The 26457-nt window shown below is 33.1% G+C and carries 18 protein-coding genes and 1 rRNA gene; 15 read left to right on the top strand and 4 right to left on the bottom strand.

Features of this window, described 5'->3' with window-relative positions; translation table 11 throughout:
* A 5S ribosomal RNA gene (gene rrf / locus ACFS3A_RS18840) occupies positions 1 to 84 on the top strand; the annotation flags it as partial.
* Positions 85 to 565: 481 nt separating this feature from the next.
* On the opposite strand, the gene ACFS3A_RS18835 is transcribed toward rrf, so the two are convergent.
* From ACFS3A_RS18835 to ACFS3A_RS18825, 3 genes are all read right to left on the bottom strand, one after another.
* The gene (locus ACFS3A_RS18835) at positions 566 to 1366 is read right to left on the bottom strand and encodes a 4'-phosphopantetheinyl transferase family protein (RefSeq protein ID WP_379827112.1); all 801 of its coding nucleotides are present in this window, start codon (positions 1364 to 1366) and stop codon (positions 566 to 568) included.
* Positions 1344 to 5345: a non-ribosomal peptide synthetase gene (locus ACFS3A_RS18830; RefSeq protein WP_379827111.1), complete on the bottom strand. Its 4002-nt coding sequence runs from the start codon at positions 5343 to 5345 to the stop codon at positions 1344 to 1346. The genes ACFS3A_RS18835 and ACFS3A_RS18830 overlap by 23 nt, the downstream gene beginning before the upstream one ends.
* Positions 5346 to 5427: 82 nt before the next feature.
* Positions 5428 to 10755: an amino acid adenylation domain-containing protein gene (locus ACFS3A_RS18825; protein ID WP_379827110.1), complete on the bottom strand. Its 5328-nt coding sequence runs from the start codon at positions 10753 to 10755 to the stop codon at positions 5428 to 5430.
* A gap of 1026 nt (positions 10756 to 11781) precedes the next feature.
* Between ACFS3A_RS18825 and ACFS3A_RS18820 the strand changes: the two genes are divergently transcribed.
* The 5 genes from ACFS3A_RS18820 to ACFS3A_RS18800 all read left to right on the top strand — a co-directional run bounded on the left by ACFS3A_RS18820 (position 11782) and on the right by ACFS3A_RS18800 (position 16302).
* Complete coding sequence (locus ACFS3A_RS18820) at positions 11782 to 12204, top strand: T9SS type A sorting domain-containing protein (RefSeq protein ID WP_379827109.1); 423 nt, start codon at positions 11782 to 11784, stop codon at positions 12202 to 12204.
* Positions 12205 to 12219: 15 nt separating this feature from the next.
* Positions 12220 to 12948 (top strand): hypothetical protein, encoded by a 729-nt coding sequence (locus tag ACFS3A_RS18815; protein ID WP_379827108.1) that lies wholly within the window; start codon positions 12220 to 12222, stop codon positions 12946 to 12948.
* Positions 12945 to 15125: a hypothetical protein gene (locus ACFS3A_RS18810; protein WP_379827107.1), complete on the top strand. Its 2181-nt coding sequence runs from the start codon at positions 12945 to 12947 to the stop codon at positions 15123 to 15125. Before ACFS3A_RS18815 ends, ACFS3A_RS18810 begins: the two co-directional genes overlap by 4 nt.
* Before the next feature lie 666 nt (positions 15126 to 15791).
* Complete coding sequence (locus tag ACFS3A_RS18805) at positions 15792 to 16022, top strand: helix-turn-helix transcriptional regulator (protein ID WP_091492892.1); 231 nt, start codon at positions 15792 to 15794, stop codon at positions 16020 to 16022.
* Between the two features lie 76 nt (positions 16023 to 16098).
* Positions 16099 to 16302, top strand: coding sequence for a helix-turn-helix domain-containing protein (locus tag ACFS3A_RS18800; RefSeq protein ID WP_144219046.1), 204 nt, complete (start codon positions 16099 to 16101; stop codon positions 16300 to 16302).
* 87 nt (positions 16303 to 16389) lie between these two features.
* On the opposite strand, the gene ACFS3A_RS18795 is transcribed toward ACFS3A_RS18800, so the two are convergent.
* Positions 16390 to 16857, bottom strand: a complete 468-nt coding sequence (locus ACFS3A_RS18795) for a UpxY family transcription antiterminator (protein WP_379827106.1) — start codon at positions 16855 to 16857, stop codon at positions 16390 to 16392.
* A 618-nt stretch (positions 16858 to 17475) separates the two neighbouring features.
* On the opposite strand from ACFS3A_RS18795, the gene ACFS3A_RS18790 reads away from it, so the two are divergent.
* From ACFS3A_RS18790 to ACFS3A_RS18750, 9 genes are all read left to right on the top strand, one after another.
* Positions 17476 to 17910: an adenylyltransferase/cytidyltransferase family protein gene (locus tag ACFS3A_RS18790; protein ID WP_109194230.1), complete on the top strand. Its 435-nt coding sequence runs from the start codon at positions 17476 to 17478 to the stop codon at positions 17908 to 17910.
* Positions 17900 to 18901: a mannose-1-phosphate guanylyltransferase gene (locus tag ACFS3A_RS18785; RefSeq protein ID WP_379827105.1), complete on the top strand. Its 1002-nt coding sequence runs from the start codon at positions 17900 to 17902 to the stop codon at positions 18899 to 18901. The genes ACFS3A_RS18790 and ACFS3A_RS18785 overlap by 11 nt, the downstream gene beginning before the upstream one ends.
* A 46-nt stretch (positions 18902 to 18947) precedes the next feature.
* Complete coding sequence (locus ACFS3A_RS18780) at positions 18948 to 19901, top strand: GDP-L-fucose synthase family protein (protein ID WP_379827104.1); 954 nt, start codon at positions 18948 to 18950, stop codon at positions 19899 to 19901.
* 107 nt (positions 19902 to 20008) lie between these two features.
* Positions 20009 to 21133: a GDP-mannose 4,6-dehydratase gene (gmd, locus tag ACFS3A_RS18775; RefSeq protein ID WP_379827103.1), complete on the top strand. Its 1125-nt coding sequence runs from the start codon at positions 20009 to 20011 to the stop codon at positions 21131 to 21133.
* Between the two features lie 60 nt (positions 21134 to 21193).
* Positions 21194 to 22606, top strand: a complete 1413-nt coding sequence (locus ACFS3A_RS18770; protein WP_379827102.1) for a nucleotide sugar dehydrogenase — start codon at positions 21194 to 21196, stop codon at positions 22604 to 22606.
* A 63-nt stretch (positions 22607 to 22669) separates the two neighbouring features.
* Positions 22670 to 23971: a polysaccharide biosynthesis protein gene (locus ACFS3A_RS18765; RefSeq protein WP_379827101.1), complete on the top strand. Its 1302-nt coding sequence runs from the start codon at positions 22670 to 22672 to the stop codon at positions 23969 to 23971.
* Positions 23955 to 24518: an acyltransferase gene (locus ACFS3A_RS18760; RefSeq protein WP_379827100.1), complete on the top strand. Its 564-nt coding sequence runs from the start codon at positions 23955 to 23957 to the stop codon at positions 24516 to 24518. Before ACFS3A_RS18765 ends, ACFS3A_RS18760 begins: the two co-directional genes overlap by 17 nt.
* A gap of 3 nt (positions 24519 to 24521) precedes the next feature.
* Entirely contained in the window at positions 24522 to 25493 is a 972-nt protein-coding gene (locus tag ACFS3A_RS18755) for a hypothetical protein (RefSeq protein ID WP_379827099.1), read from the top strand.
* 26 nt (positions 25494 to 25519) lie between these two features.
* Positions 25520 to 26395 (top strand): glycosyltransferase family 32 protein, encoded by an 876-nt coding sequence (locus ACFS3A_RS18750; protein WP_379827098.1) that lies wholly within the window; start codon positions 25520 to 25522, stop codon positions 26393 to 26395.
* Positions 26396 to 26457: the final 62 nt, after the last annotated feature.

Below are 26457 nucleotides of genomic sequence, written 5' to 3'. Positions count from 1 at the left end.
CCTCTTCCCATCCCGAACAGAGAAGTTAAGCCCGCCTGCGCAGATGGTACTGCAGTTTTGTGGGAGAGTATGTCGTCGCCTTTCTTTTGAAAACCCTGTTTCTTACGAAACGGGGTTTTTTGTTTTATGGCTGTTTTGATTGTAAATAACTTGTATCCCGCTGTGTTCCTGTGGTTGAAACCACAGGCTATGTTTAAAAAAATGAGAAAGTTCCAAAATAAATAGCTTGTATCCCACATGTTCCTGTGGTTGAAACCACAGGCTATGTTTAAAAAAAATGAGAAAGATCAAGTATTAGGTTCAAAAAAGATTGGATAATCTGAAAAGAAAATAAATCTACATTTCTAATCCCTCTAACCTGAGACCTGAATCTAGATTTCTCGCCTCTGCATTGAGATCTAAAAGTTTTTATCTAATTCTTTTTAAAACAAAAAGTTCTATTTATCTTAAACGCGTTAGGGATGGGAGCGGCATCCTTTTGTTTTTTTCTTTAAAAACAAAAGATACAGCGGACAGCCCGACCCGGAGGGAAACGATATAAAGCACTTTAATTTTATCTATGAGATTAATTTCTTTTTGGAGTCATTTCAAGCAAATCATCCATATTGTTAGGGATAGTATATAGTAATATGTTTTTGGAAATAGTGGGTTGATCTTCAAAAGCTACTGCTCCTAGATAATTTTCGGCAAAATTAAAACTATATACTTGCCAATTTTGAGTATTTCTTAGAAGTGTTGAGTCTATATAATATTGCCCATCTAAGCTTGGTATATTTTTAAAATCTTCATCTATTCCTTTTCCTAATGCTTTAACAAATGCCTCTTTACGTGTCCATGATGTATAAAAAGCATGTTTTATATCAGAAGAGTTTTGAATTTGTATTGCTTCACTATCTTCAAAAACATCTGGTAAAAGAGTAGTAAATTTGAAATCATTAGACATGTATTCAATATCTAATCCAACCTTTTTTCGAGAAATTGCTATAGCAGCAAAATCTTCAGAATGTGATACATTAAAATGTAACCAGGGATGTGATATTAAATAAGGTTTTTTATTAAAATTATAATCAAAATAGATATCTTTTATTCGTAACTTGGTATGTGCAGCAAGAATAAATTTTAAAATTGACCGATATATTATGAAACGGTTTGTGTCTGATTCTTTATAAAAACGCTGTGCTTTTTTAATTTCTTTTGCATTTAGAAATTTAGATAAATCATTTTTAAGATCTGTAAAGTTAGGTAAATAGATGGTATATATAATAATGTCATCGCTGTCTAAAAAATACTTTTTATCAGGAATTGATTCTGCACCTTTTACATCTGAAAAAGAGATGGATAGCTTAGAGGTTTTCATGTTTCTCATCTAGTATGTTTTGAAGTAATCTTGCTAATACTTTATCATTTGGCGGAGCTACAATATCAAGGTGATTTCCTGAGATATTGTGAATGATAACGCCTCCTAATGCTGCTTTTTTCCAACCTAAATGGGTTGGATCTAATTTATAATTGTCATCATCTTTTGATCGAAATAAATCAACTTCGAAGTTTTGTGGCTTAAGATGATAGCGATCAACAATTTTTCTAACTAAACCATCAGCTTCTATAAACTGTTGAAGCGCAAGTTCTTCTTGTTCTGTCATTATTTTTTTCTTTCCAAAATGTCTTTGAAGAATATATTCTTTTTTTCCATTAATTCGCATTTTGAAAGCTTTCCAGCTTAATAACATTTCTTTTAAAAAATCTAATCTTCTGTGGGTAATATCGAAGTATCTTACAAGTTGTTTTCTTCTGTAGTTTCCGTAATAATAGGAGGAATCGACATAAGAATCCAGTAAACCCGTAAGACTTACTATTTTTCCCTGGGCTTTTAACTGACGTGTCATTTCAAAAGCAACGATACCTCCAAAAGAGAATCCTGCCAATGCATATGGTCCTTTGGGATTTACTTTTATGATTGCATCAATGTAATAGGCTGCCATAGCCTCGATTGATTCATACCATCCGTCGAAACCTTTTGGTTTAGTGCCCTGAATTCCATATACTGGTTGATCATCATCGAATTGTTTACTTAAGTTTACAAAATTCAAAACGTTCAGTCCTGCACCATGAATAATAAAAAGTGGAACTTTGCTTCCGGATGGTTTTATTGGAACTAAACAATCGGAATAAATTTCCGTTCCTGTATTTAATAGTTTTGCAAATTTTTCTACTGTTGAATATTTGAATAATGCAGATAATGGAATTCGTTTACCGGTATGTTTCTCTATTTCAATCATAACTTTTACGCCTTTGATTGAATGGCCTCCCATTTCGAAGAAATCGCTGAAAATATCTATGTTTTCTATATTTAGACTTTCTTTCCAAATTGTGGCAACGATATTTTCTTCTTCAGTTCTGGGGGCCGTATATGTGATTTTTTTGTTTGCTTTATATTGAGATAATGCTTTACGATCTATTTTTCCATTAAGAGTTGTTGGAATTTTTTCTAATAAGTTAAAATCATGCGGAATTAATTGCGCCGGTAATCGTGTAGATAAAGCTTCGCGCCATTGAGGTATTTTTACTTCAGCGTCTTCCAAATTGGAGTCAGGGACAATATGTGCAATCAGGAAATTTTCATCAGCTAATACTACAGCAGATTTTATTCCTTCGAGCGATAGTAATGCTTGTTCAACTTCTCCTGGTTCTATACGATGTCCTCTGATTTTAACTTGTTGATCTAATCGACCTAAGCATTCTATTTCATTATTTGGAAGTAGTTTTCCTAGATCTCCTGTACGATAAAGTATTTTTTCTTCATTTGAAAATTTGTCTTTAATAAATTTTTCAGCAGTTAGTTCAGGTCTGTTCCAATAACCTTTTGCAACACCATCTCCGCCAATTGTAATTTCTCCAATGTTTCCTGGTGCTACTAGTTGACCTTGGTCGTCAATTATGTAGATTTGTGTATTTCCAATTGGTTTTCCAATAGTAATCAATTTGTCATCATTTTTTATTTGTTTTATTGATGACCATATTGTGGTTTCTGTTGGTCCATATACATTCCATAGTGTATCACATTTGGTTAATAATTCTTTAGAAAGATCAACTGGCATTGCTTCGCCGCCGCAAAGGGCTTTAATTGGTAATTTATCATTCCATCCCGAATCTAAAAGCATTGACCAGGTTGTTGGAGTGGCTTGTAGGAAATTGATTTTTTCTTTTTTTACCAAATCAAGTAAAAGTCTTCCATCTCTCGCGGTTTCCTGATCTGCCAGAATTAATGTTGCTCCCTTAATTAAAGGAAGATATAATTCTAATCCGGCAATGTCGAATGAAATTGTAGTTATAGAAAGTAATCTGTCGTCTTTGCTAATGCCTGGTTCAATGGCCATGCTACAAAGAAAATTAACTAAATTTTTATGTGTAATAGGAACTCCTTTTGGATTACCAGTTGATCCGGAAGTATACAGAATATATGCTGTGTTATCTGGACTAACAGTAAAAGGAAGTGGTAATGAGGAGTATTGATTTACTGAATCAATGCTATCTTCTATGAAAAGGGTTTGTGGCCAAGATGGTAATGCTGCAAATAATACTTTACTGGTTAATAATATTTTTGCTCCAGAATCATTAAGCATAAATTCTAAGCGTTCTTTAGGGTATTCCGGATCTAAAGGTAAATAGGCTGCACCACATTGCATAATAGCTAATAGTGTATAAAGAAGTTCCGGACTCCTTGGAAAAGAAACAGCAATAAAATCACCAGATTGGACACCTTGTGCTTTTAAATAATTTGCAAATTGATTTGCTTTTTGGTGTAATTCGTAATAAGAAGTTTTGGAATCGTGAAATTCTAAAGCTACATTATCGGGAGTTGCTTCGGCTTGTTTTCTGAGTAGTTCAGTTAGTGTCATATTTGGATAAGACATTTCGGTGCTATTCAACTCATTATATTTTGCGACGTAATTATTGCTAATAAAATCTGATAACGGGGTATTTGCATTTGCTATAATTTTCTGAATTATATCTTCAAACAAGCTCATCATTTTGCTTATCGTTTCTGGCTTAAACAGAGTAGTGTTATATACCCATAGAAAGGAAGGACCACTCTTAGCTCTAAAAATGTGAAGCTGAATTTCAAAAGTTCCAAATTGTCTTGGGTTTAGGTCAAAACTATGAGTAAGATCGGTAAATGAAAATTCATCTTCTATGGTGCGGGCTAAATCTACAGTTAATATAACCGGAACCAGAGGAATTCTGGAAGGATCTCTGGCGATAGCTAAACTCTTTAGAAGATGACCAAAACTTACTTGTTGATGTTCATAAGCATCAAATAATTCAGAATTTCGTTGTTTCATGTATTCTACGAAACTGATATCAGGAGTTATTTTACTACGTAAAGGAAGTAGATTAGCACAATCACCTATTAATTGTCTCATATCGTACATTGTATTTCCTGAAGAGGGAAATCCTACTACTAGATCATTTTGTCCTGTTATCTTGCATAAAAGCACTTCAAATGCAGCAAGTAAAGTGGTAACTAAACTGCATCCGGCGTTTATACCTACAATTTTTAAATCGTTTATAATGTTATCATCTAGCGGAAAATCAATTCTGTCACTGTTATATGTTCTTACAGAAGGTCTTGTGTAATCTAAAGGTAATTCAATTGTTGGTACTGATTCTTTATAGATATTAATCCAAAAGTCTTCTAGAGGTTTATACTCTTTGCTTTCCATAAATGAATTTATCTTTTCAGCAAATTCACTAAAAAGTTCTGCAGGAGGTAATTTAGGTTCTTTGTTTTTAGCGTACGCAGAATAAATTGTACCAAGTTCTTCCAGAATAATGTCAATACTTAATCCGTCTCCAATAATATGGTGTATGGTTAATATTGCCAAATATTCGAAATCGTCAATTTTAATTAGGTTTACTCTAAGTAATGGGCCATTAACAAGATCAAAAAGCTTGTCAACTTCTTCTTTAATTAAATTCGTTACTGCAGATTCTTTTTCAATTACCGGAAGATCAGAAAAATCTTTTTTTGAAATCTCGTGTGTATAATTATTATAGATACACATAAAACGCCCGTCAGGACTAAACGTAGCTCTCAAACCTTCGTGGCGCTGAACTAGCGTGTTTATAGCTCTTTCAAATAGATCTATAACTAAATTTCCTTTTAATTTAAGAGATATAGATAGATTATAAGCTTTGTTAGCATCATTGCCTCCAAAAATGCAATCTGACCATATTTCCTGCTGCGAATTGGTGGTGTAAATTACTCGTTCGATTTCAGGTGAGAATGGAGTAAATTGAACTTCAGTTTCCATTTCTGTTTGTATTTGAGGTTGATTTTTCATTATTATCCTATTTTAAATGAATTGAACAGCTTTTTGAATTGTCAATTTAAAATATTTGTTGTCTCTTTTTTTTATCTGAATATCATAGGTTTATCTTAATGAAACTCCCGTTTTGATTTGGATCTTCAATAAACCATGCAGGATTTCCATTTTCATCCCTTCCCAGTTTGCTGCCTTGTACTGGTGGCTCATTTGCTTTTATAGTATATTTTTTTTCAGAAATACTGTTTTCAAATTGCTCCAGATCGTTAATTTTTGGAGTTTCTAAAGACTTTTCTTTTTTAGCAAAACCATTTGTTCCATTAACATGTACATTTATAGCATTTGTTTTGGTCTCATTATTAAATTTAACTGAATCAAAATGTTGTGATTTTAAATTTGTAAATGAAGAATTTCCGTTTGCTACACTTGTCTGATAATTTTGTAATTGATCAACTTTTTGACTCAAAAGTTGAATCTGATTAATAATTTGTTCTAATGAAATCTGATTTTGTGCAGATGATAATTGAATGTCAGATGTTACACCATTTGTTTCAATAGATTGAACAAGGGTTACTTTATGTTCTGCTATTTCCTCAATTAATTGTTCTTCAGGAAGATTTATTTCTATGTAATCAGCTAAAAGTGATGGCGTAGAATAAGATTCATTGAGTTGTCTAAAAGTAATTGGTAAATTGAACTCTTTTTTAAGTTTTCCTGATAATTGAGTAAGTGATAATGAATCTAAACCTAATTCCAGGAAAGTATTTTGAATAGCGTCAGATTCATATAGTATGCCTGAGGCATTTTTTATGATTTCTGAAATTTTAAGCAACACATCATCTTTTCTTGACTTGGTTTTGATGTTACTGTCACTATCAACTTGTATTGGGATTACGGGGATATTAGCAGTAATTGGTTTTTGAATAGTTATTGTTTCAGTAACACTTAAAGGCTCAATCCAGCAAAGTTTGCGATCAAAAACATAACCAGGGAGTTCTGTTTTCTGTCTTTGCTCTTGGCTGTAAAAAACCTTCCAGTCTGGGTTTATACCTCTTGCCCATAAATCTCCTAAAGTATTTAACAAGGTAGAATATTCACTGTCATTTTCATCTTTAGGGAAATTTAAGCTAGTAAAAGCAGGGATTATTTTACCTGCTGCTTGTTGACGAGCTAAAGTAGTAAGAGTCTGACCAGGACCAACTTCCAGTAAAACAAAATCGTTTAGTTCAAAAGCTGTATCCATGGCGTCTGCAAATCGCACTGTATTTTTTAGTTGGTTGACCCAGTAAGTTGTGCTAGTTGCTTCTGTATCTGTAAGCCAGGTTCCCGATACTGTTGAGATGATTGGCAATCTCGGGATATTTAATTTTACTTTTTCTAATTCATTTTTGAAATTATCTAAAATTGGTTCCATCATAAAGGAATGGAAAGCATGGCTTGTATTTAATAGTTTGTTTGGTATTTCTTTAGCATCCAGTTCCTGATTAAAAGCAGCAATATCTTCTTTTGTTCCTGAAACAACACAGAACTGAGTTGAATTTACAGCGGCAATTGAAAGTGTCGCCGGTATTAATTCTTTTAACTGATCTATTGGTACACGTACTATTAACATTGATCCGCCCGGTAGTTCACTAATCAATTTTCCTCTGACAGCAACAATGTGTAATGCATCTTTTAAACTTAAAATTCCAGCTAAATGTGCAGCAGCAAATTCACCAATACTATGACCACAAAGAAAAGTTGGTTTTATTCCCCAGCTCATCCATAACTGCGACAAAGCATATTCAGTTACAAACAATGAAGGTTGTGTTAAGCGTGTATTTTTTAATTGTTCCTCGGCTTCATTAGAATTAATTTTCGGATAAATTATATCTCTAATATCTAAATTTAAATCTTCCATCAATAGTTCTGCACATTTATCTACAGCTTCGCGATATACTTTTTCGTTATCGTAAAGTGTTTTCCCCATGTGTACATATTGAGCGCCTTGTCCCGGAAACAGAAATCCTATTTCGGATGGAATACTTTTTAAAACGGAAGTTTTGGTATTCTTCGCTTTTAGACAAAGTAATTTTTCAGCTGCATCATCTGTAGAATTTGAAACTAAAAAGCTTCTGTGATTAAACTCATCTCGGGTTGTAATTAGTGAGTAAGCGATATCTGCTAAAGGAGTATCTCTCGATTTATCTATAAAATGCCCTAATGCATTTTCGTAACCTAATAAACTATTTTGATTTTTTGCGGACCACATTAATAGTTGAAATGGTCGTGAAGCCGAAGAAGCAACAGGTGTGGTCTCATATTCTTCTACAATTGCATGAACATTAGTACTACCGATACCAAAAGAACTTAAGCCGGCTCTTCTTTTTCCATCTGCATGCCACTCTATTAATGTATTATTTATGAAAAATGGACTATTATCAAAATCTATATTTGGATTTGGTTTTGTAAAATTGACCATTGGCGGTATCTTCTTGTATCGCATTGCCAATAGGATTTTAATTAATCCGGCAACGCCAGCAGCAGCGGTCGTATGCCCCATATTGCTTTTTATAGATCCTAATGCACAATAGTTATTTTTTTCTTGTTTGCCATAAGCTATTTTAAGGCCTTCAATTTCTATTGGGTCGCCAATTGGAGTTGCAGTGCCATGTGCTTCCATGTAACTTATTGTAGAAGGTGATATTTGGGCATCGTTAAAGGCATTAATTATTGCGCCAGCCTGTCCTTTAGCACTTGGGGACATAAAACTTCCTTTGTCGCCACCATCATTGTTTACACCAACCCCTTTAATTATTCCGTAAATAACATCGCCGTCTTTCTCTGCTTCTTCCAGTTTTTTAAGTACAACAACTCCGGCACCGTCACTAAAAACAGTTCCTTTTCCTGAAGCATCAAAAGATCTAGTAGAGCCGTCAGGGCTTTTAATAAAACCGTCATCATAAAGATGACCACTATTTATTGGTGCTGTAACACTTGCTCCCCCAGCAAGTGCAATGTCGCACATACCGGCTCTTATTGATTTTACAGCCTCAGCAATGGCTAGCAATGAAGTTGAGCAAGCAGAATGGACACTAACTGAAGGGCCTTTCAGATTTAAATGATAAGAAGTACGTGGAGCAATAAAATCTTTTCCGTTTACCGTATAAATTTGTAAATCGCCTACAGAGCTATTTAATTCTTTGTTTGGAAAAATATTATTTTCATAATAGGAATTAATTTCGCTGCCTGAATATACTCCAATACTACCTTTATAATGCTTTGGTAAATGTCCGGATTGTTCTAAGGCTTCGTATGAAATCTCCAAAAAGACTCTTATTTGAGGATCCATTGCTGCGGCAAGTTGTGGATTTAAGCCAAAGAAGGCTGCATCAAATGTTTTTGCAGAAGATAAAATTCCTCTTGCTCCTATATAAAGAGGATCATTACGAAGACTTTCGGGTAAACTTTCGTCTAATTCATCTTTAGTAAATAAAGAGATTGTTTCTTTTCCGTCTCTAAGGTTTTCCCAAAGTTCATCAATTGTGTCTGAGCCGGGAAATCTTCCGGCCATTCCAATTATGGCAATATCTGAAGAAACTGTTTTTTGTTCCGCTTTTTTAAATGAAAATGTATCTTCTTTAGAATTGTTTTCTTCTAAAATATGAGCAATTTCCCTAATAGTAGGATGAATATAAATTTTTGAAACTGGTATGTCTTTAGACAATTGCTGTTTCATTAATGTTGTTACTTTTTGAGCAAGTACTGAACTTCCGCCCATGTCAAAAAAATCATCATCAATACCTATACTTGATATTTTTAATTCTTCGCTCCAGATTTTAGCAATTTCTTTTTCTAATTGTGTCGTTGGTTTTTTGAACAACGGAGCGGAGTCTGGTCTGTTGTTTTGAGGAACAGGTAAGTTTTTTTTATCAATTTTTCCGTTGGGAGTAATAGGGAAATCATCAACCCAAATATACTTTGAAGGTAATAATATCTCTGGCAGTACTTTAGAAAGGGCATCATGAATTATCTTCTCATTCTGTAATTCTTCAGTAGATTTTAAATAAGCTACAATTTTATCTTCATTACCAAGATAATCACTTACTATCACTGCTGATTGTTTTATACCGGCAAGTGTATTTAAAGTAGCTTCAATTTCGCCTAATTCGATACGGTGTCCTCTAATTTTTACCTGATGATCAATACGTCCCAGACATTGAAATTCTCCATTTGGAAGTGCTTTTCCTAAGTCTCCTGTGCGATAAATAATTGAGATTGGGTTTCCTGAAAATGTATCAGTGATGAATTTTTCAGCTGAAAGTTCAGGTCGTTTCCAGTAACCTTCTGCGACTCCGTCTCCACCAATAACTATTTCTCCAATTGTTCCTTCTTCAGCTATCTTACCTTTTTCGTCTAGCAAATAAATTTGTGTATTTGCAATAGGAAGTCCAATTGTAATTAATTCGTCATCATTTTTAATCTCTTTAACAGCAGACCAAATAGTGGTTTCGGTAGGACCATACATATTCCAAAGTGATTCACATTTGGATGTTAATTTACGAGCAAGATTCAAAGGCATAGCTTCTCCTCCGCAAAGAGCTTTTAATGCTAACGGTTTTTCCCATCCGGAATCAAGCAACATTTGCCATGTCGTTGGAGTGGCTTGTAGAATACTAATTTTTTTATTTTCTAAAAGATTTAGTAAAAGTTGTCCGTCCCGGGTAGTCTCATAATCAGCGAAAATTACTGAAGCGCCATTAAGTAAAGGAAGAAATAGTTCCAAACCTGCAATATCAAAAGAAATTGTAGTAATAGACAGCAATCTGTCTTCAGGACTGATGCCTGGTTCAATTGCCATACTATATAGAAAATTCACTAAATTTTTATGAGTAACGGTAACGCCTTTCGGTTTTCCTGTAGATCCCGAAGTATACATCATGTAAGCCACTGATTTATTAGGGACTGAAACAGATAATGGAGAAGTTGTATGTTGATCTAGTGAATGTAATACATCTTCTATTAATATGGTTCTGGAATTTTTTGGTAATGAGGCAGAAAGTAATTTTGTAGTCAGTAAAAAACTAGCTTCTGAATCTTCTAGCATAAATTCTAAACGTTCGCCTGGAAATTTTGGATCTAATGGTAAGTATGCAGCTCCACATTGCAGAATTGCGAATAAAGAAACTATTAAATTGGGATCACGTTCCATAGATACGGCAACGATTTGCCCTGGACATAAACCTTGAGCTAAGAAATAATTAGCGGTCTGATTTATTGTTTTTGACAACTCTTTATAAGTAATCTTTTGATTTTTATGTTCAAGAGCAATCGAATTTGGAAATGCCTCAGCTTGCTTTGTAAAAAGCTCATGTAACGCATTTTGTGGATACGTCATTTTTTTCCAATTTACCTCGTTGTTTGAACTATTTTCGTTAGGTCTTTTCATTTTAATGGTATTAAAATTAAAGTTGAGCAAAATAATATGATAATAGTATCGTTACACTAAAAAAGAAACAGGTTGTTAAATCCTTGTTACATAGTTTTTTAATGATAACTAGTTGTGCTTTTATTTATAATCAGCAGCTTTGTCAGTAATATAGGATGTGTAAAGAAATAATTTAGTTACAGCTTTTATTTTAACTCTATATTAAATTGGTATTTATCGCTTATTCTTCAATAAGTTGATCAAAAAAAGGAAAAATATTTCAGTAAAACTTGCATTTTCTATATAAAGCTATTATTCTCGATGAATGGCATATTTTAAATTGTATAAGGCAAATTTTATTAAAAACTGGCAGCCGTTTCTAAAGTTAATTTTTGCTTTTTTGAGTTCTCTTCTGCTATTAGTTTTACGATCTTTTGATATTTTTTTGCTAGTACAAACTTTAGTTTTTCAAAAAAAAATAAGAGAAATTTAGGCAATGTAAAATAAATAGTTAATTTTGCGCTGCCTATATGTTTGATTTATAGTTAGATATATTTGAGGCTTACTTAAATGAAAAATTAATTATTAAATCACTTAATAATTGTGAAATAAGAATTTTTTAGATGTCTGTATTGAAGATTAAATAAAAAGCTTGTATTGATGTAATTTATGAAATAAAGAGGCGTTATTTTAGTAGTACTAACCTGTTTAGATTTAAGCCAAAATATTTCATCTTTGACCTTTTAAGAGCTATCATACAATACATCATTTTTTTGCAATGAAGTAAATTAAAGAAGTAATTTTAACTTTTTCAATGTAAGTAAATAGTCATTAAAATACTACATTTTGTGTAGTTAATCGGAATTAACATTATTTTTATCGATTATTTTTTGAGATTAAATATTTTTGCAGTATAAACATTAATGAGATTAAAGTATAACTGTGAAGTATCTGAAATTAAGAAATATCAACCTACTGATAGTAACTATGTTATTGATTCCTTTTGTAGGAATTAGCCAAAGCTCGCCCACAAATTCAAACGACATTATGGAAACCATAATTGCATCTGGAAACAGTGCAACTGGTAGCTCTGGAACGGTAACGTACTCCATTGGACAGGTATTTTATACTTATATAGGAGTGGAGTCAGTTTACAATGTTGCCCAGGGGATACAACATCAGGAAAAAGATGATACGTTGGACACCCCGGATATTGAAAAACCTACAACAGAAATATTTGCTTTCCCAAATCCAACAATTGATTTTGTTAACATAAGCATGAACGGATTAGAGTTAGAAGGACAAAAATCCTACAGACTCTATGATATACAAGGCAGGCTTTTGAAACAAAATGTCATTAACCAGACAGAAGCCCAGGTCAGCTTTAGTTATCTGAGTCCATCTGTTTATATATTGGTTGTATATAATGATAACCAAATTTTGAAATCATTTAAAATTATTAAAAATTAAAAAAATAAAAATCTGATGAAACTTGCACATATCCTTTTATTATTATTTGTGACTGTTACGTTTAAGGTATTTGCACAATCACCTGAAAAAATGAGTTATCAGGCAATTATTCGGGCACAGGATAATAGTTTGGTTGTTAATTCAAGAGTAAGTCTTAAGATTATAGTACATCAGAGTACCGCAACAGGGACTACCGTTTATCAGGAAACGCATGCTGTAAATACAAATACCAACGGTTTAGTTTCTCTTGAAATAGGAACCGGAACAATTGTTACTGGCGATTTTAGTAAAATTGCATGGGACAAGGGACCTTATTATATAGAGACACAGGTCGATGTAAAAGGGGGATCAAATTATAACATTACCGGAGTTACACAACTTTTAAGTGTACCTTATGCCTTATATGCTAAAACAGCCGGAGGCACATCAAGTACTCCGTTTAGATCTGCAGTCGTTTCATTTACTTCTTCCCGAAATATTGCCGCCGGAGATGTAAATAATACAATAGAATGTACAACAACATCTACTTTTACGTTAACTTCAGATTTTGGAAGTATGGCAATAGGGGAAACTATTAATTTAGAAGCTCATAATGGTGCTGTACTTACAATTCAGGCTGCTTCTAGTGTATCACTTAATTATACTGCAGGCGGAAGCGCAAAGTTTACAAGTACTGCAGGAAACGTGAGGTTTGGATTCCTTAGAAAAACAGGCACAAATTCCTATATTATATCAGGACAATGAAACATTTAATTTATTTTTTGCTTTTTTCAAGTGCGGTTTTTTCACAAAACTATCAATATGCAATTGATGAGGCTCCTAAAGCTCCCGTTACACCAGGTATAAATAATCAGCAGGAAGAGATTGATTATTTTAGTGCTTATTTATTGCCTGTTACGCAAAAAGCTACACTTCAGTCTGCTTTGGATAAGTATGGTTCTGTACGTTTAGAAAAAGGTGATTATTCTGGAGTTAATATCACTATGAAAAGCAACCAAAAGTTGTATGGACATCAATCATTAACGAGAGTGTCAACTATAACAATTGCAGCAGGAAGCTCTAATATTCGTCTGGAAAATTTACTTCCGGCAGATAATAACATAGTACTTCAGGCAGGTGGAGTTATATCAGGGTGCGTTTTCAAATCGATTAAATGGGCTACTTTGGTAGGTACAAATATTATGCTTGAAAACAATTCGTTTATAAACTTTAGTGGGCCAATACGAATTGATTGCAGTCAGTCCGGTTACATGAGAAATAACAAAATTATTAAGCACCAGTCGCAGGGAGGTGCCAATATGCTTGTTTTAAAAGGTAACAGTACTACTCCTAGTTATGGAAATGTTAGTCTGCATACTAATTTTTTAACGCCTCATGGAGACACCAGCGATCTTAATAATTTGCAATCGCTCACTTTTGTAGGTTTAGATGCTGAAGGATGGAATCTTGCCGGTGAAGGAACTAAAGCTATGATTACAGCTAATAATATAGGTAATGTAAAAATAACCAATTTTAATGGTGCTAATAGTTATTCAGCTGTTAGGACGCCATCTTTTGATATTGATGCAGCCAATGTTTTCTTTTTGGAAAAATCCATGAATTTTCCAACAGATGTATTATCAGTAAGAGCAAATATGTTTTTGGTTAACGGTACCGGAAGTTACATCAGAAAATCAGGAACAGTGACAGGGTTTGATCTTCTGGGTGATTTAAATGGCAGTAACTTAATAAGGTATAATGGGGTTGATCAGACTACTGCTATGACAAACAGTACAGCGATAAGTAATGTTTCAAATACTATCCTGGGAACTAAATATACGCCATGGGCAAGACCTTTCTGGGAAACATTGCCAGATCCGCTAGGAGCAAACTGGAAAACAAGCAGAACAGGTAAACCTGATCAGACTAGTTATATACAAAATTTGATTAATACTAAAGGAGTAGCTGAATTACCGGAAGGAACCTTTTACATAAGCTCTACTCTAAAAGTACCTATTGATTCTAATCATGGAATTGTAGGACAAGGAACAGGTAAAACAGTTATCGTTGGTATTACAGATGATTTTCCGCTAATTTCTCTAACCGGAGGACAGGATGCTAATTTTATTCTTGGATATTTAACGCTTCAGGGTGGAAGTGTAGGAGTATATTCTTCACAAGACTTTGGATCACAGCATTTGACCTATCAAAATATTAAGTTTGTAGTATTCAGAAATCAAAACTACGGGATACAGCTAAGACGAATGAAGGGGTTTGATAATAATTTCTTAGATAACTGTAGTTTTGTAAATTGTAATATCGGATTTTTTCAGGATCCTCTTACTCCTTATGCAAACGACCTTGATACTTCAAGTTTTGTTGATAAAACGATGTTTTATAAAAATCAGTTTATTAATTGTGGTACAGCAGTCTCTATGCAGGCAACAAGAGCAGATAATCTGAATGCCTGGGTAGATTGTAAGTTTGACGGAGGTACAATGGCACTTTCTTTAACTGCTCAAAACTCTCCTTTGGCTGCAAATTGTGATTTTACAAACTATAGTGGAGTAAATATTATAACAAGTAATGTATTTTCGATATACAACTCTCATGTCTACAATAACAAGGTTACCGGTTCGATAATGAATGCCATTAGTACGAACATTGAGGGCTGTCAGTTTTTAGACAATATTCCAATGTTTGCACCTGTTTTATTTAATCCTTTAAGTAATCATATTTTAAATTCAACTATTACAGGAAATGTGGTAACAACAATTCCTGCTAATAAAGGTTACGGGCTGGAATCTGCTATATATGTGAATAATACATTTTTAGCAAATCCGACATTGAGTAAATTGCTGGTAAACGTAAAAGCAGGTGTTCCGACAGTTATAATAAATTCTGCTTCAAATCCATATCCTCAGTTTTTAGTGACGCAATAAAATTTTACTAAACAGAATAAGATTTAAATAATAGAAACGATTTAAAAAGGTTCAGATTAAGTTTTCAAACTAATCTGAACCTTTTTTTTGCCTTTTAATTTTCTTAATCAGAATTAACATTTGAGTGTTTCATTTCAAAAATTTTTCGGACTGTTATATTATAGATTCAGTTCAGTTATTATTTTTCAAAATGCTCAAATAGCTTTTATAATTTCATTGTGAAATCATTCATCGCGATTTATTTTAAGCAAATCATTTTCTATATATTTTTTCTTTTTTATATCTCAAGGCACTATAACAGGGTTCTGCAGCAGGTAGAAGTACGTGCTTGTTCTCTTATTAAATAAGGTTTTTATGTCAATATCATATTGATCTGAGAGTCTTAAAATGGCACATGTTGTATTTTATCGGATTTTAAAATACGTTGAACAGATTTATTATTATAAACTCGAAACATTATATATTTTTGATCAGAATTTAAAATGAATGATAAAGAAAAACCGTCATTTAGCTTTAAACCTTGTTAATAATTGAATGGTTACTGTCAAAAGGTGATTTTTTTACAAATAATGTAGGAATTAAACCAATAGCTTGTCTGTAATTTTTTTAGTGATAGTTTTTGACTGCAACTGCAAAAAGAGAAATTATTTATATTTTTTATTTTTTATGAAATATAGTGTATACGAAAATATTAGAAAGATAAGAGAATTAAAAAATTTGACTAGAGAATATGTAGCGGCTGAATTGAAAATGAGCACCAGCGGTTATGGAAAAATTGAAAGAGGTGATGTTGATTTAACCGTTTCTAAATTAATTGAAATTTCAAAAGTATTAGAAGTGTCAATTGAGTTCATTTTTAAATTCGATGTTTCAATCTTTTTTAGTGAAACAAGATAAAGTCTCTTCCTGTAATTTGTGAAATAGTATAATATGAAACCTGAAAAGTTTAAAATAGTAATAAAAAAATAGGATCATGGAAAATTACTACTTAAGAATAAAAGAGTATCGGTTACAAAATAATCATACTCCGGAATATGTAGCTATTCAAATGGAAATGAGTGTAAAAACATACGAAAAAATTGAAAGCGGCATGATTGATCTTAAATTGTCTAAATTGGATCGATTGGTGAAGATTCTAGGTATCAAAAAAAGTCAAATCTTCGAATTAGAAAACTAATATTAATGGGCGATTAGTCTGCTCTTTCCGAAAAAAAGAGTTTCAATTTACATCTTTAATTTATTGAAACTCTTTTTTTATTTTATATTATTTATGTTTTACTTTTAAAACATATCCTAAAGATTCCAGAATTAAAACATAATGCGTTTTTGTAATGTCTTTAACAACAGCATTCTGGTCGCAAAAAGGACCGGAATTTAAATGTATTTGATCACCAATTTGATATTGCATTACAGATATTTCTGAAGCCGTATCTCCAGTATTCAACCATTCTTTAATAGTTTCGATTTCCTGATCTTTTACTATGGCGTGTCTTCCCAGCCAAAATAAAAATCTGACCACTCCGGGAGAATGAAAAACAAGATTTCTGTCTTTTTCTGCTAATTGTACAAAAATGTAATGATTAAACAATGGCACTTCTACCTTTACTTTCCTGTCTGATCTTTGTTGTACTTTTTTAATGACAGGGCAATAACAGTTGATATTAAATTTACTCAATTGTTCTGCGGCTCTTTTTTCCCATTTAGGTTTGGTGTACACTACATACCATTTCATAATTGTAACTGTTTAAATGTTTTTTTAAAATAGTTGTTTAAAAAAGATAAGCTCTTTGTATCGGTAAAATATTATTTTTCAAAATAGAAAAATAATATTCTGATATAGATAATGTTAAGATTCTGATTCCTTATTAAAAGATATTCTTCGCTCTAATTTAAATAGCAGTACTCAGAAAAAGCATCTTGAAAGGAATTAGATATTTTATCTATAAACTAAGTGGTAAATTTAATTCCAAGCTTCAAAAAATGCGATTGCTTTTTATAGTAAAATTTCCTTATTAAGGACATTTAGCAACAAAATTGAAATTTCTCATCAGCTGTATTATCCTAATTTTATCTTAAATTATTGTTACAGATATAGGGATAATATCGATTTAAATTTCTTGCTTTTTTTGCTAAGATTTGGATCATTTTGGAACAATCGAAAACCATAATTTTTTAATTTTTATACCATTTATTTTTTCTTTTTTGAGCAGTTATTATGTAACTATTCACGGGGAACCCTTTTTTAAAATTTTAAAAAAAGCCTCAAAAAACCAATAAAATGGTTTGTATAAGTTTTTGAAAATCATATCTACATTAACAAACATAATTTTTAATTTAAAACATTAAGCAGATGAGAACTGGAATAACATTTAGTGCTTTTGATTTGTTACATGCAGGGCACGTTAAGATGCTTGAAGAAGCAAAACAACATTGTGATTATTTAATTGTTGGTTTGCAAACAGATCCAACATTAGACCGCCCAACAAAAAATAAACCAACACAAACTGTAGTTGAAAGATACATACAGTTAAAAGCGTGTAAGTTTGTTGATGAAATTGTCCCTTATGCTACGGAGCAGGATTTAGAAGATATTCTAAAAGCATTTGCCTTAGACGTACGTATTTTGGGTGACGAATATAAAGATAGAGATTTTACAGGTAGAAAATATTGTGAAGAAAAAGGAATTGAACTATATTTTAATACCAGAGATCATCGATTTTCGAGTACCAATCTTCGTAATGAAGTATATCAAAAGGAAGTTTTAATGCATTCAAATGGCAATTAGTACTGTTACTCACGTTATTTTGACCGGAGGAATTGGCAGCAGATTGTGGCCTCTTTCCAGGAAAACACTACCGAAGCAATATCTTGAGCTTTTTGACGGAGAATCGCTCTTTGAAAAAACAGTGGTTCGTAACGAAAATGTTTCCTCTAATATGATAGTAGTCGGAAATATTGAAAATTACAAGATGAGTAATGCTATTATGGCAAAATTTAATAAACCATTTACGCATATTGTTGAAGCTGTTCCGAGAAATACTGCTGCTGCAATTGCATTTGCAGCGTTTGCATCTAAAGCAGAAGATATTTTACTGATCACTCCCTCAGATCATATTATTGATGGCAATGATTCTTATACAAATGCTTTAAATAAGGCTATTGAATTAGCAAATCAGGATTATCTGGTTACTTTCGGTATAAAACCGACTAAACCGGAAACAGGGTATGGTTATATTGAGTTTGAAGGTGAAAATGTAATTGCATTTCATGAAAAACCTGATCAGGAAACAGCAAAAACATATCTTAAAAAAGGAAATTATTTTTGGAATAGTGGTCTGTTTTGTTTTAAAGCCGGAAAATTTTTAACAGAACTGGAAAAACAGGAACCGGAAGTATATTGGGCTTCAAAAGCAGTTTGGAGCGCCAATAATGATGGTTTTCTGGATTACGATTTGTCATTAAATATTCCGTCCATTAGTATCGATTATGCTGTTATGGAGAGAAGCGCAGATATTAAGGTTGTTCCCGCTCAGTTTGAATGGTCTGACTTAGGTTCGTTTGAATCAGTTTATGATTATCTGGTAGATAAAGGTCATCCAATAGATACAAACAGAAACATTGTGATAGGAACTTCATTACATACTACTTTTATTGGCGTAAAAAATTGTATATTGATCTATACTGTTGATGCTCTGATGGTTCTACAAAAAGAGAATTCTCAGGAGGTGAAACAGGTTTACCAACAATTAGAATCGATTGCTTCGCCATTATTATAAATCTCTCAGAAAAGATTATTATAAGTCTTTATAAAAAACAATTACAATGATTGATAAAAATGCTATAATATATATCGCCGGACACAAAGGAATGGTTGGAAGCGCCATTTGGAGAACTCTGACTGTTAAAGGTTATACTAATCTTATAGGGGCTTCAAGCAAAGAACTGGATTTAAGAGAACAAGAATCAGTTAAGGATTTTATTCAAAAAATTAAGCCGGATGTAATTATAGATGCTGCTGCAAAAGTGGGAGGGATTTTGGCAAATAATGATTTTCCGTATCAGTTTTTAATGGAAAATATGCAAATTCAAAATAATCTTATTAATGAAGCTCATAATTCGGATGTAGAAAAATTTATCTTTTTAGGTAGTTCTTGTATTTATCCGAAATTGGCACCACAACCATTAAAAGAAGATTATTTGTTAACTGCTCCTTTAGAGAACACTAATGAGTGGTACGCCCTGGCAAAAATTACAGGAGTAAAATTATGCGAGGCGATTCGAAAACAATTCGGAAAAGATTTTGTGAGTTTAATGCCAACAAATTTATATGGTACACATGACAATTTCGATCTCAGTAGTTCTCATGTTTTACCAGCCATGATTCGTAAGTTTCATGAAGCTAAAGAAAGTAATAATGCCCCTGTTATTCTTTGGGGAACCGGAAATCCAATGCGGGAATTTTTATTTGTAGATGATATGGCTGAAGCCGTTGTTTTTGCTTTAGAAAATAAACTCCCTGAACATTTATACAATATTGGGACCGGAGAAGATTTGACCATCAAGGAACTGGCTGCTACAATTCAGAAAATTGTAGGTCATACCGGAGATATAATCTGGGATGAAAGCAAACCTGATGGTACACCAAGAAAATTAATGGATGTTTCTAAAATGCATAATATTGGCTGGAAACACCAGATTGATTTAGAAGAAGGAATACAAAAAACCTACAATTGGTTTCTGGAAAACATTAAAAACTTAAAGCAAAAGAGCTATTAATAGTTCACTCTTTTAATCCGGAAATCTCCAAAAAACACTTTACAAGTTAAGACTTTACAAACTTTGCAACATTGCAACACAATGCCTTTGTGCCTTATAATAACATTATGACTCTATTAAAAAAAACAGCATTCATTACAGGAGTGACAGGACAAGACGGAGCCTATCTAAGTGAATTTTTATTAGAAAAGGGCTATATCGTACACGGTTTAAAAAGACGTACTTCGATGTTTAATACAGATCGAATTGACCATTTGTATCAAGATCCTTATACCGAAAACAGAGATTTTATCCTGCACTATGGTGATATGACGGATAGCACGAATTTGACTCGTTTGATTCAGGAAATTCAGCCTGATGAAATCTACAATCTGGCGGCCATGAGCCATGTAGCAGTTTCTTTTGAAACTCCTGAATATACCGGAAATGTAGACGCGTTGGGAACTTTAAGACTTTTAGATGCAGTTCGTTTATTGGGGCTGGAAAAAAAGACTCGCATTTATCAGGCCTCTACTTCAGAATTGTATGGTAAAGTGCAGGAAGTACCGCAAACAGAAAAAACGCCATTCTATCCAAGATCACCTTATGCAGTGGCCAAAATGTATGCGTTCTGGATTACCGTAAACTATAGAGAAGCCTACGGAATGTATGCTTGTAATGGTATTTTGTTTAACCATGAGTCACCTATTCGTGGAGAAACTTTTGTAACTCGTAAAATTACCAGAGCAACTGCCAGAATTGCTTTAGGATTGCAGGATAAATTATACTTAGGTAATCTGGATGCTCAACGTGACTGGGGACACGCTAAAGATTATGTACGAATGATGTGGATGATTTTGCAGGCTGATGAACCGGAAGACTGGGTAATTGCTACAGGAAAAACTACTCCGGTTCGTGAATTTGTCAGAATGAGTTTTGCTGAGGTTGGTATTGAATTAGAATTCAGAGGCCAGGGCATAGAAGAGAAAGGTTTTGTTTTGTCGTGCAGTAATCCTGATTATCAGATCCCGGCAGGTACAGAAGTATTAGCTGTTGATCCACATTATTTTAGACCTACAGAAGTAGATTTGTTAATAGGAGATCCAACTAAAGCCAGAACAAAATTAGGCTGGGAATGCCAGTATGAGTTGCCTGAATTGGTACAGGAAATGATGCAGTCCGATTTAAAATTGATGAGAAAAGAACAGCATCTTAGAGAATGTGGTTTCACGATACTCAACTACTACGAATAGAATATTAAAACCAATCAATTAACGAAATAAACATTTTTTGCCTTCAAAAAACATATTTAAATGAAAATAAAAAATATTTGTTGTTTAGGTGCTGGCTACGTAGGCGGTCCTACAATGTCTGTTATCGCATTAAAATGTCCGGAAATAAAAGTTACAGTTGTAGATCTAAACGAAAACCGTATTGCAGCCTGGAACGATGAAGATTTAGATAAATTACCGGTTTATGAACCAGGTCTTGCAGATGTTGTTCGCGAAGCAAGAGGTCGTAATTTGTTTTTTTCAACTGAAGTAGATAGTGCAATTGAAGCTGCTGATATGATATTTATAGCAGTAAACACTCCTACAAAAACATATGGCGAAGGTAAAGGAATGGCAGCTGACTTAAAATTTGTTGAGCTTTGTGCCAGACAAATTGCGAGAATTGCCAAAAATGATAAAATTATTGTTGAAAAATCAACTCTTCCTGTTCGTACAGCCGAAACTTTACAAACGATATTAGACAGTACTGGTAATGGAGTAAAATTTGAAGTACTTTCTAATCCGGAATTCTTAGCCGAAGGAACAGCAATCGACGATTTATTAAATGCCGATCGTGTTTTAATTGGTGGAAAACAAACTGATAGTGGTAAAAAAGCAATTCAGTGTTTAGTTGATGTTTATGCGCACTGGTTATCTCCAAAACAAATTCTTACGACAAATGTCTGGTCTTCAGAGTTGTCAAAACTTACTGCTAACGCATTTTTGGCACAAAGAATTTCGTCAATCAACGCTCTGTCTGCTTTATGCGAAGTAACAGAAGCAGATGTTGATGAGGTAGCAGCGGCAATTGGAACTGATAGCAGAATTGGTTCTAAATTTCTTAAAGCGTCTGTAGGATTTGGAGGATCTTGTTTTCAAAAGGATATTTTAAACTTAGTTTATTTATGCCGTTATTTTAATTTGCCGGAAGTGGCAAATTATTGGGAACAGATTATTATTCTGAATGATTATCAAAAATATCGTTTTGCAAAAAATATTATAAGTTCACTTTTTAATACCGTAAGCGAAAAAAAAATAAGCTTTTTAGGCTGGGCTTTTAAAAAAGATACCAATGATACCCGTGAGTCTTCTGCTATTTATGTAGCTGAACATTTAATTGAAGATGGAGCAGAAATTCATGTATATGATCCTAAAGTTTCTGAAGCAAAAATTATAGCCGACATGCGTTATTTATGGGAATTAAAAGGGCTTACAGATCAAAAGATAGAAGCCAAACTAAAGCAAATTTTTGTTTATAATTCTCCTGTAGAAGCAATGGATCAGGCACATGCAATTGCTGTTCTGACAGAATGGGATGAATTTAAAACTTATAACTGGAGTTCAGTGTACATCAATATGTACAAACCGGCATTTGTATTTGATGGGCGTAATATTCTGGATACAAAAAAATTAAAAGAAATTGGATTTGAAGTTAGAGGAATTGGTAAAGGATAAACCTTTTTGTTCGAAAGAAAAACTATCTTTAACTGTATTAATTTTATTTTTTTGAAAGCTGCTTTGATAAAATTTAAACAACATCCCAAGTATAATACGATTGTTAATTGGGGGAAATTAATTTCTATTACAGGAAGTGCTCAGATTATTGTACAAGGCGTTGGATTTGCTTGTGGAATTCTTATCATCCGATTGTTGCCTGTTCAGGAATATGCTTTTTATACACTGGCAAATACAATGCTTGGGACTATGACTGTTTTAGCAGATAGCGGAATCTCTACCGGTGTTATGGCTCAGGGAGGAAAAGTGTGGGCAAATAAAGAAAAACTAGGAGCTGTTTTAGCTACGGGTATAGATTTAAGGAAAAAATTTGGTTTGGTAAGTTTAATAGTTTCAATCCCTATTTTAGTTTATCTTTTAATCCATAATGGAGCTAGTGTTCTAACCAGTTTATTAATTACTACAGCTTTAATTCCTGCATTTTATGCTGCCTTGTCAGATTCAGTGTTAGAAATAGTACCCAAATTGCATCAGACGATACTACCATTACAAAAAAACCAAATTGGTGTTGGAGTAGGACGTTTGCTGTTAACAGGCTTAACAATTTTTATATTTCCGTGGGCTTTTATAGCTATTCTGGCTGCAGGTATTCCCAGAATTTTAGGGAACGTTCATTTGAGAAAGTTAGGACATAACTTTGCAGATAAAAATCAAAAACCGGATCAGGAAGTTCGTACTGAAATTTTAGGTTTGGTTAAAAAAATCATGCCGACATCCATTTATTATTGTGTATCAGGGCAAATTACGATTTGGCTTATTTCTGTTTTCGGAAATGCAACTTCCTTGGCACAATTAGGTGCTTTAGGCAGATTTAGTATGATATTAACGGTTTTAAGTGCAATAATTGCAACCTTGATTATTCCGCGTTTTGCTAAATTAGCATCAGACAAATTCTTGTTACTGAAACGGTTTGTGCAAATAATGGTAATATTGGTAGTTTTGTTAAGCGTAGTTGTTCTGATAGTTTATTTGTTTCCAACTCCAATATTGTGGCTACTTGGTGATGCTTACAAAGGATTACCATTTGAGTTATTATTAAGCATTATAGGTGGATGCATTGTATTATTGGGCGGAATAGTTTTTAGTTTATATAGTTCAAGAGGATGGGCAATGTCTCCTTTATTATTAATTTCAGTTAATCTGCTTGCTATTATAATTTTGGCCAGTTTGCTGGATTTAAATAGTTTGAGAGGGGCTTTGTATTTTAATATAGCGTTAGGTTTAGTCGCATTGCTTCAAACCGTTTTATTTTGTACCTACAATATTCTTCTAACAAAAAATGAGCAATATGAAGAAACCCAATAAAATAGCATTGATTTATAATAAAGTTATTAGTATTGGTCATTCGGTGTCATTTTATCTTCTTAAAATCAGGGGATTGCAGGGAGGTGAAGATTCACAAGTTGGAAGTATTACTTGTAATTGGCCTAATAAATTAATATTAGGACGCGAATGTGAAATACAAGATAAAGTTGATTTTAAAATATGGCATCCATTTAACGATGAGTCTTATATTAAATTAGGAAATAAAGTATTTATTGGACATGCCTGCGAATTTGTTTGTAATGACAAAATTATTATTGGAAACAATTGTTTAATTGCAAGCAGAACCACAATTAACAACACCGGACACGAATACAAAATAAATGCAAATATAAATTTACAACCCATTACAAGTCTGCCCGTAATTTTAGAAGATGATGTATGGATAGGAACATCTTGTGTGATTTTACAAGGTGTTACCATTGGAACTGGTGCTGTCGTTGCAGCAGGTTCAGTAGTAAACAAATCCATACCAGCAAATGAAGTTTGGGCAGGAGTACCAGCACGTTTCATAAAAAAAAGAATATAAGATATGATTTCAGCCGTTTGCACCTTATTTGAGGGACATTATCATTTTGGAGTTGCTACACTTTCTAATTCACTATATACGCAAGGATTTCGTGGAACTGTTTATGTTGGTTACCGCGGATTATTACCAGACTGGGGACTAAAAGGCAAAAATGAACCTGTTGGTAAATGGAAGGATGCAATTATACTAAATCCCGTTGATGGCATTCAAATCGCTTTTTTAAAACTCGATACTACGTATAGCCTCACCAATTATAAACCCGACTTTATGTTGGAGTTATGGGAAGACGCTGCAAAAGAAGCCGAAGCATTATTTTATTTTGACCCGGATATTGTAGTGATTGATTCATGGGCTTGTTTTGAACAATGGGTGAATTGCGGTGTTGCTGTTTGCGAAGATATCAATTCACCTTTACAGGAATTTCATCCACGAAGACAAAGCTGGAGAAACTATTTTAAAAAGTATGATATTGATTTAAAGTTTAAAAACCATATTTATGTAAATGGTGGTTTTGTCGGACTTATAAAAGAGAATATTTCTTTTTTAAAATTATGGATTGAATTACAGGAGCGAATGAGTGATGCAATTGGGGGACTTGATAAATCTATATTTTTAAATCAGATGCATAATTCGACTATTGTAAAAATGGAAGGATTTCAGTTTTTTGATAAATCAGATCAGGATGCTTTAAATGCAACTATCGAAGCCTATGATGGCAATGTAAGTTATATTGGTAAAGACGGAATGGGTTTTGTTCCCGGTGAGGCGACAATGCTTCATGCTTTAGGAAGTTTCAAACCCTGGCAAATTAATCACTTTATTCGATTTTTTAAAGGAAGAATCCCAAGAAGAGAAGATGTTGCATATTGGCAATATTCAAGAAGTCCAATCCTGGCACATTCAAAAGTAGAAATAAGAAAAAAGGAATTGGCCATTAAAATCAGTAAATTTTTAGGAAGATTTTATAAAGTTTAAAATTTTAGGCAGATAAAAGCAAAAAAGTGATTCCAAAAATAATTCACATTTGTTGGTTTAGCGGAGAAGAGTACACTCCATTTATAAAAAAATGTATTGCCACCTGGGAAATTCATTTACCGGATTTTAAAATACGTGTTTGGGATAAAAACAGTTTTGATTTTGATTCTGTACCTTTTGTAAAGGAAGCAATCTTAGCCAAAAAATGGGCTTTTGCAGCAGATTATATTCGCCTATATGCCTTATACACAGAAGGTGGATTATATCTGGACTCGGATGTTAAAGTACTTAGACCGTTTAAAGAACAGTGGTTCAATTACGATTTTTTTAGTGCACATGAAATTCATCCGGGATTGTTTGACGAAGCTGGAGGAATGAAACAGTTAACTTCTTCCTATGTTCCTAAAAATCCAAATAAAGCGATAACAGGATTTGCAATTCAGGGAGCAATTTTTGCTTCAGTGCCAAATCATCTTTACCTGAAAGACTGCCTGGAAAAATACAACAACCTGAAATTATTTGAAGAGGACGGAACTATAAATTTAGATAGAGTAATAATTGGTTCTGTTATGACACCAATTGCAGAACAATACGGATATATTTATAAAGATGTGGAGCAGGTATTAAATGAAAAGATGTTGATTCTGCCTTCCAATGTCTTAGTTGGAAATTCTATTTTTCTGGACAAAGAATCGTATGCTATTCATTTAATAAATGGCAGTTGGAGAGGAAAACAGGGAATTGAACAATTTATCCACGTAATACGGAACGAATATCCGACATTATTTCCGGTAGTTTACTTTATTGACAAAGGTTTCAAGAAAACTAATCGTACCTCAAAACATATCATTAAATCATCATACAGTAAAATTAAAACAGTAATTGAAATTTTTTTCTCTTAAACAATGAAGTTGAAATTAATGATTTAGCAGAGAGACATTTTCAAATCAGAATATGATTATAA

It is taken from the genome of Flavobacterium notoginsengisoli, from assembly GCF_042686225.1.
Lineage (GTDB): Bacteria > Bacteroidota > Bacteroidia > Flavobacteriales > Flavobacteriaceae > Flavobacterium > Flavobacterium notoginsengisoli.
Note: the sequence above shows the minus strand (reverse complement) of the source record. Positions and strands in the feature narration are given on the sequence as shown.

Excerpts from the sequence above, each read along its gene's own strand:
- ACFS3A_RS18770 (WP_379827102.1), top strand. The coding sequence starts at position 21,194 with ATGAAAATAAAAAATATTTGTTGTTTAGGTGCTGGCTACGTAGGCGGT.
- ACFS3A_RS18760 (WP_379827100.1), top strand. The coding sequence starts at position 23,955 with ATGAAGAAACCCAATAAAATAGCATTGATTTATAATAAAGTTATTAGT.
- ACFS3A_RS18800 (WP_144219046.1), top strand. The coding sequence starts at position 16,099 with ATGGAAAATTACTACTTAAGAATAAAAGAGTATCGGTTACAAAATAAT.
- ACFS3A_RS18820 (WP_379827109.1), top strand. The coding sequence starts at position 11,782 with ATGGAAACCATAATTGCATCTGGAAACAGTGCAACTGGTAGCTCTGGA.
- ACFS3A_RS18825 (WP_379827110.1), bottom strand. The coding sequence starts at position 10,755 with ATGAAAAGACCTAACGAAAATAGTTCAAACAACGAGGTAAATTGGAAA.
- ACFS3A_RS18815 (WP_379827108.1), top strand. The coding sequence starts at position 12,220 with ATGAAACTTGCACATATCCTTTTATTATTATTTGTGACTGTTACGTTT.
- ACFS3A_RS18805 (WP_091492892.1), top strand. The coding sequence starts at position 15,792 with ATGAAATATAGTGTATACGAAAATATTAGAAAGATAAGAGAATTAAAA.
- ACFS3A_RS18810 (WP_379827107.1), top strand. The coding sequence starts at position 12,945 with ATGAAACATTTAATTTATTTTTTGCTTTTTTCAAGTGCGGTTTTTTCA.
- gmd (WP_379827103.1), top strand. The coding sequence starts at position 20,009 with ATGACTCTATTAAAAAAAACAGCATTCATTACAGGAGTGACAGGACAA.
- ACFS3A_RS18835 (WP_379827112.1), bottom strand. The coding sequence starts at position 1,366 with ATGAGAAACATGAAAACCTCTAAGCTATCCATCTCTTTTTCAGATGTA.
- ACFS3A_RS18755 (WP_379827099.1), top strand. The coding sequence starts at position 24,522 with ATGATTTCAGCCGTTTGCACCTTATTTGAGGGACATTATCATTTTGGA.
- ACFS3A_RS18795 (WP_379827106.1), bottom strand. The coding sequence starts at position 16,857 with ATGAAATGGTATGTAGTGTACACCAAACCTAAATGGGAAAAAAGAGCC.
- ACFS3A_RS18790 (WP_109194230.1), top strand. The coding sequence starts at position 17,476 with ATGAGAACTGGAATAACATTTAGTGCTTTTGATTTGTTACATGCAGGG.
- ACFS3A_RS18780 (WP_379827104.1), top strand. The coding sequence starts at position 18,948 with ATGATTGATAAAAATGCTATAATATATATCGCCGGACACAAAGGAATG.
- ACFS3A_RS18785 (WP_379827105.1), top strand. The coding sequence starts at position 17,900 with ATGGCAATTAGTACTGTTACTCACGTTATTTTGACCGGAGGAATTGGC.
- ACFS3A_RS18830 (WP_379827111.1), bottom strand. The coding sequence starts at position 5,345 with ATGAAAAATCAACCTCAAATACAAACAGAAATGGAAACTGAAGTTCAA.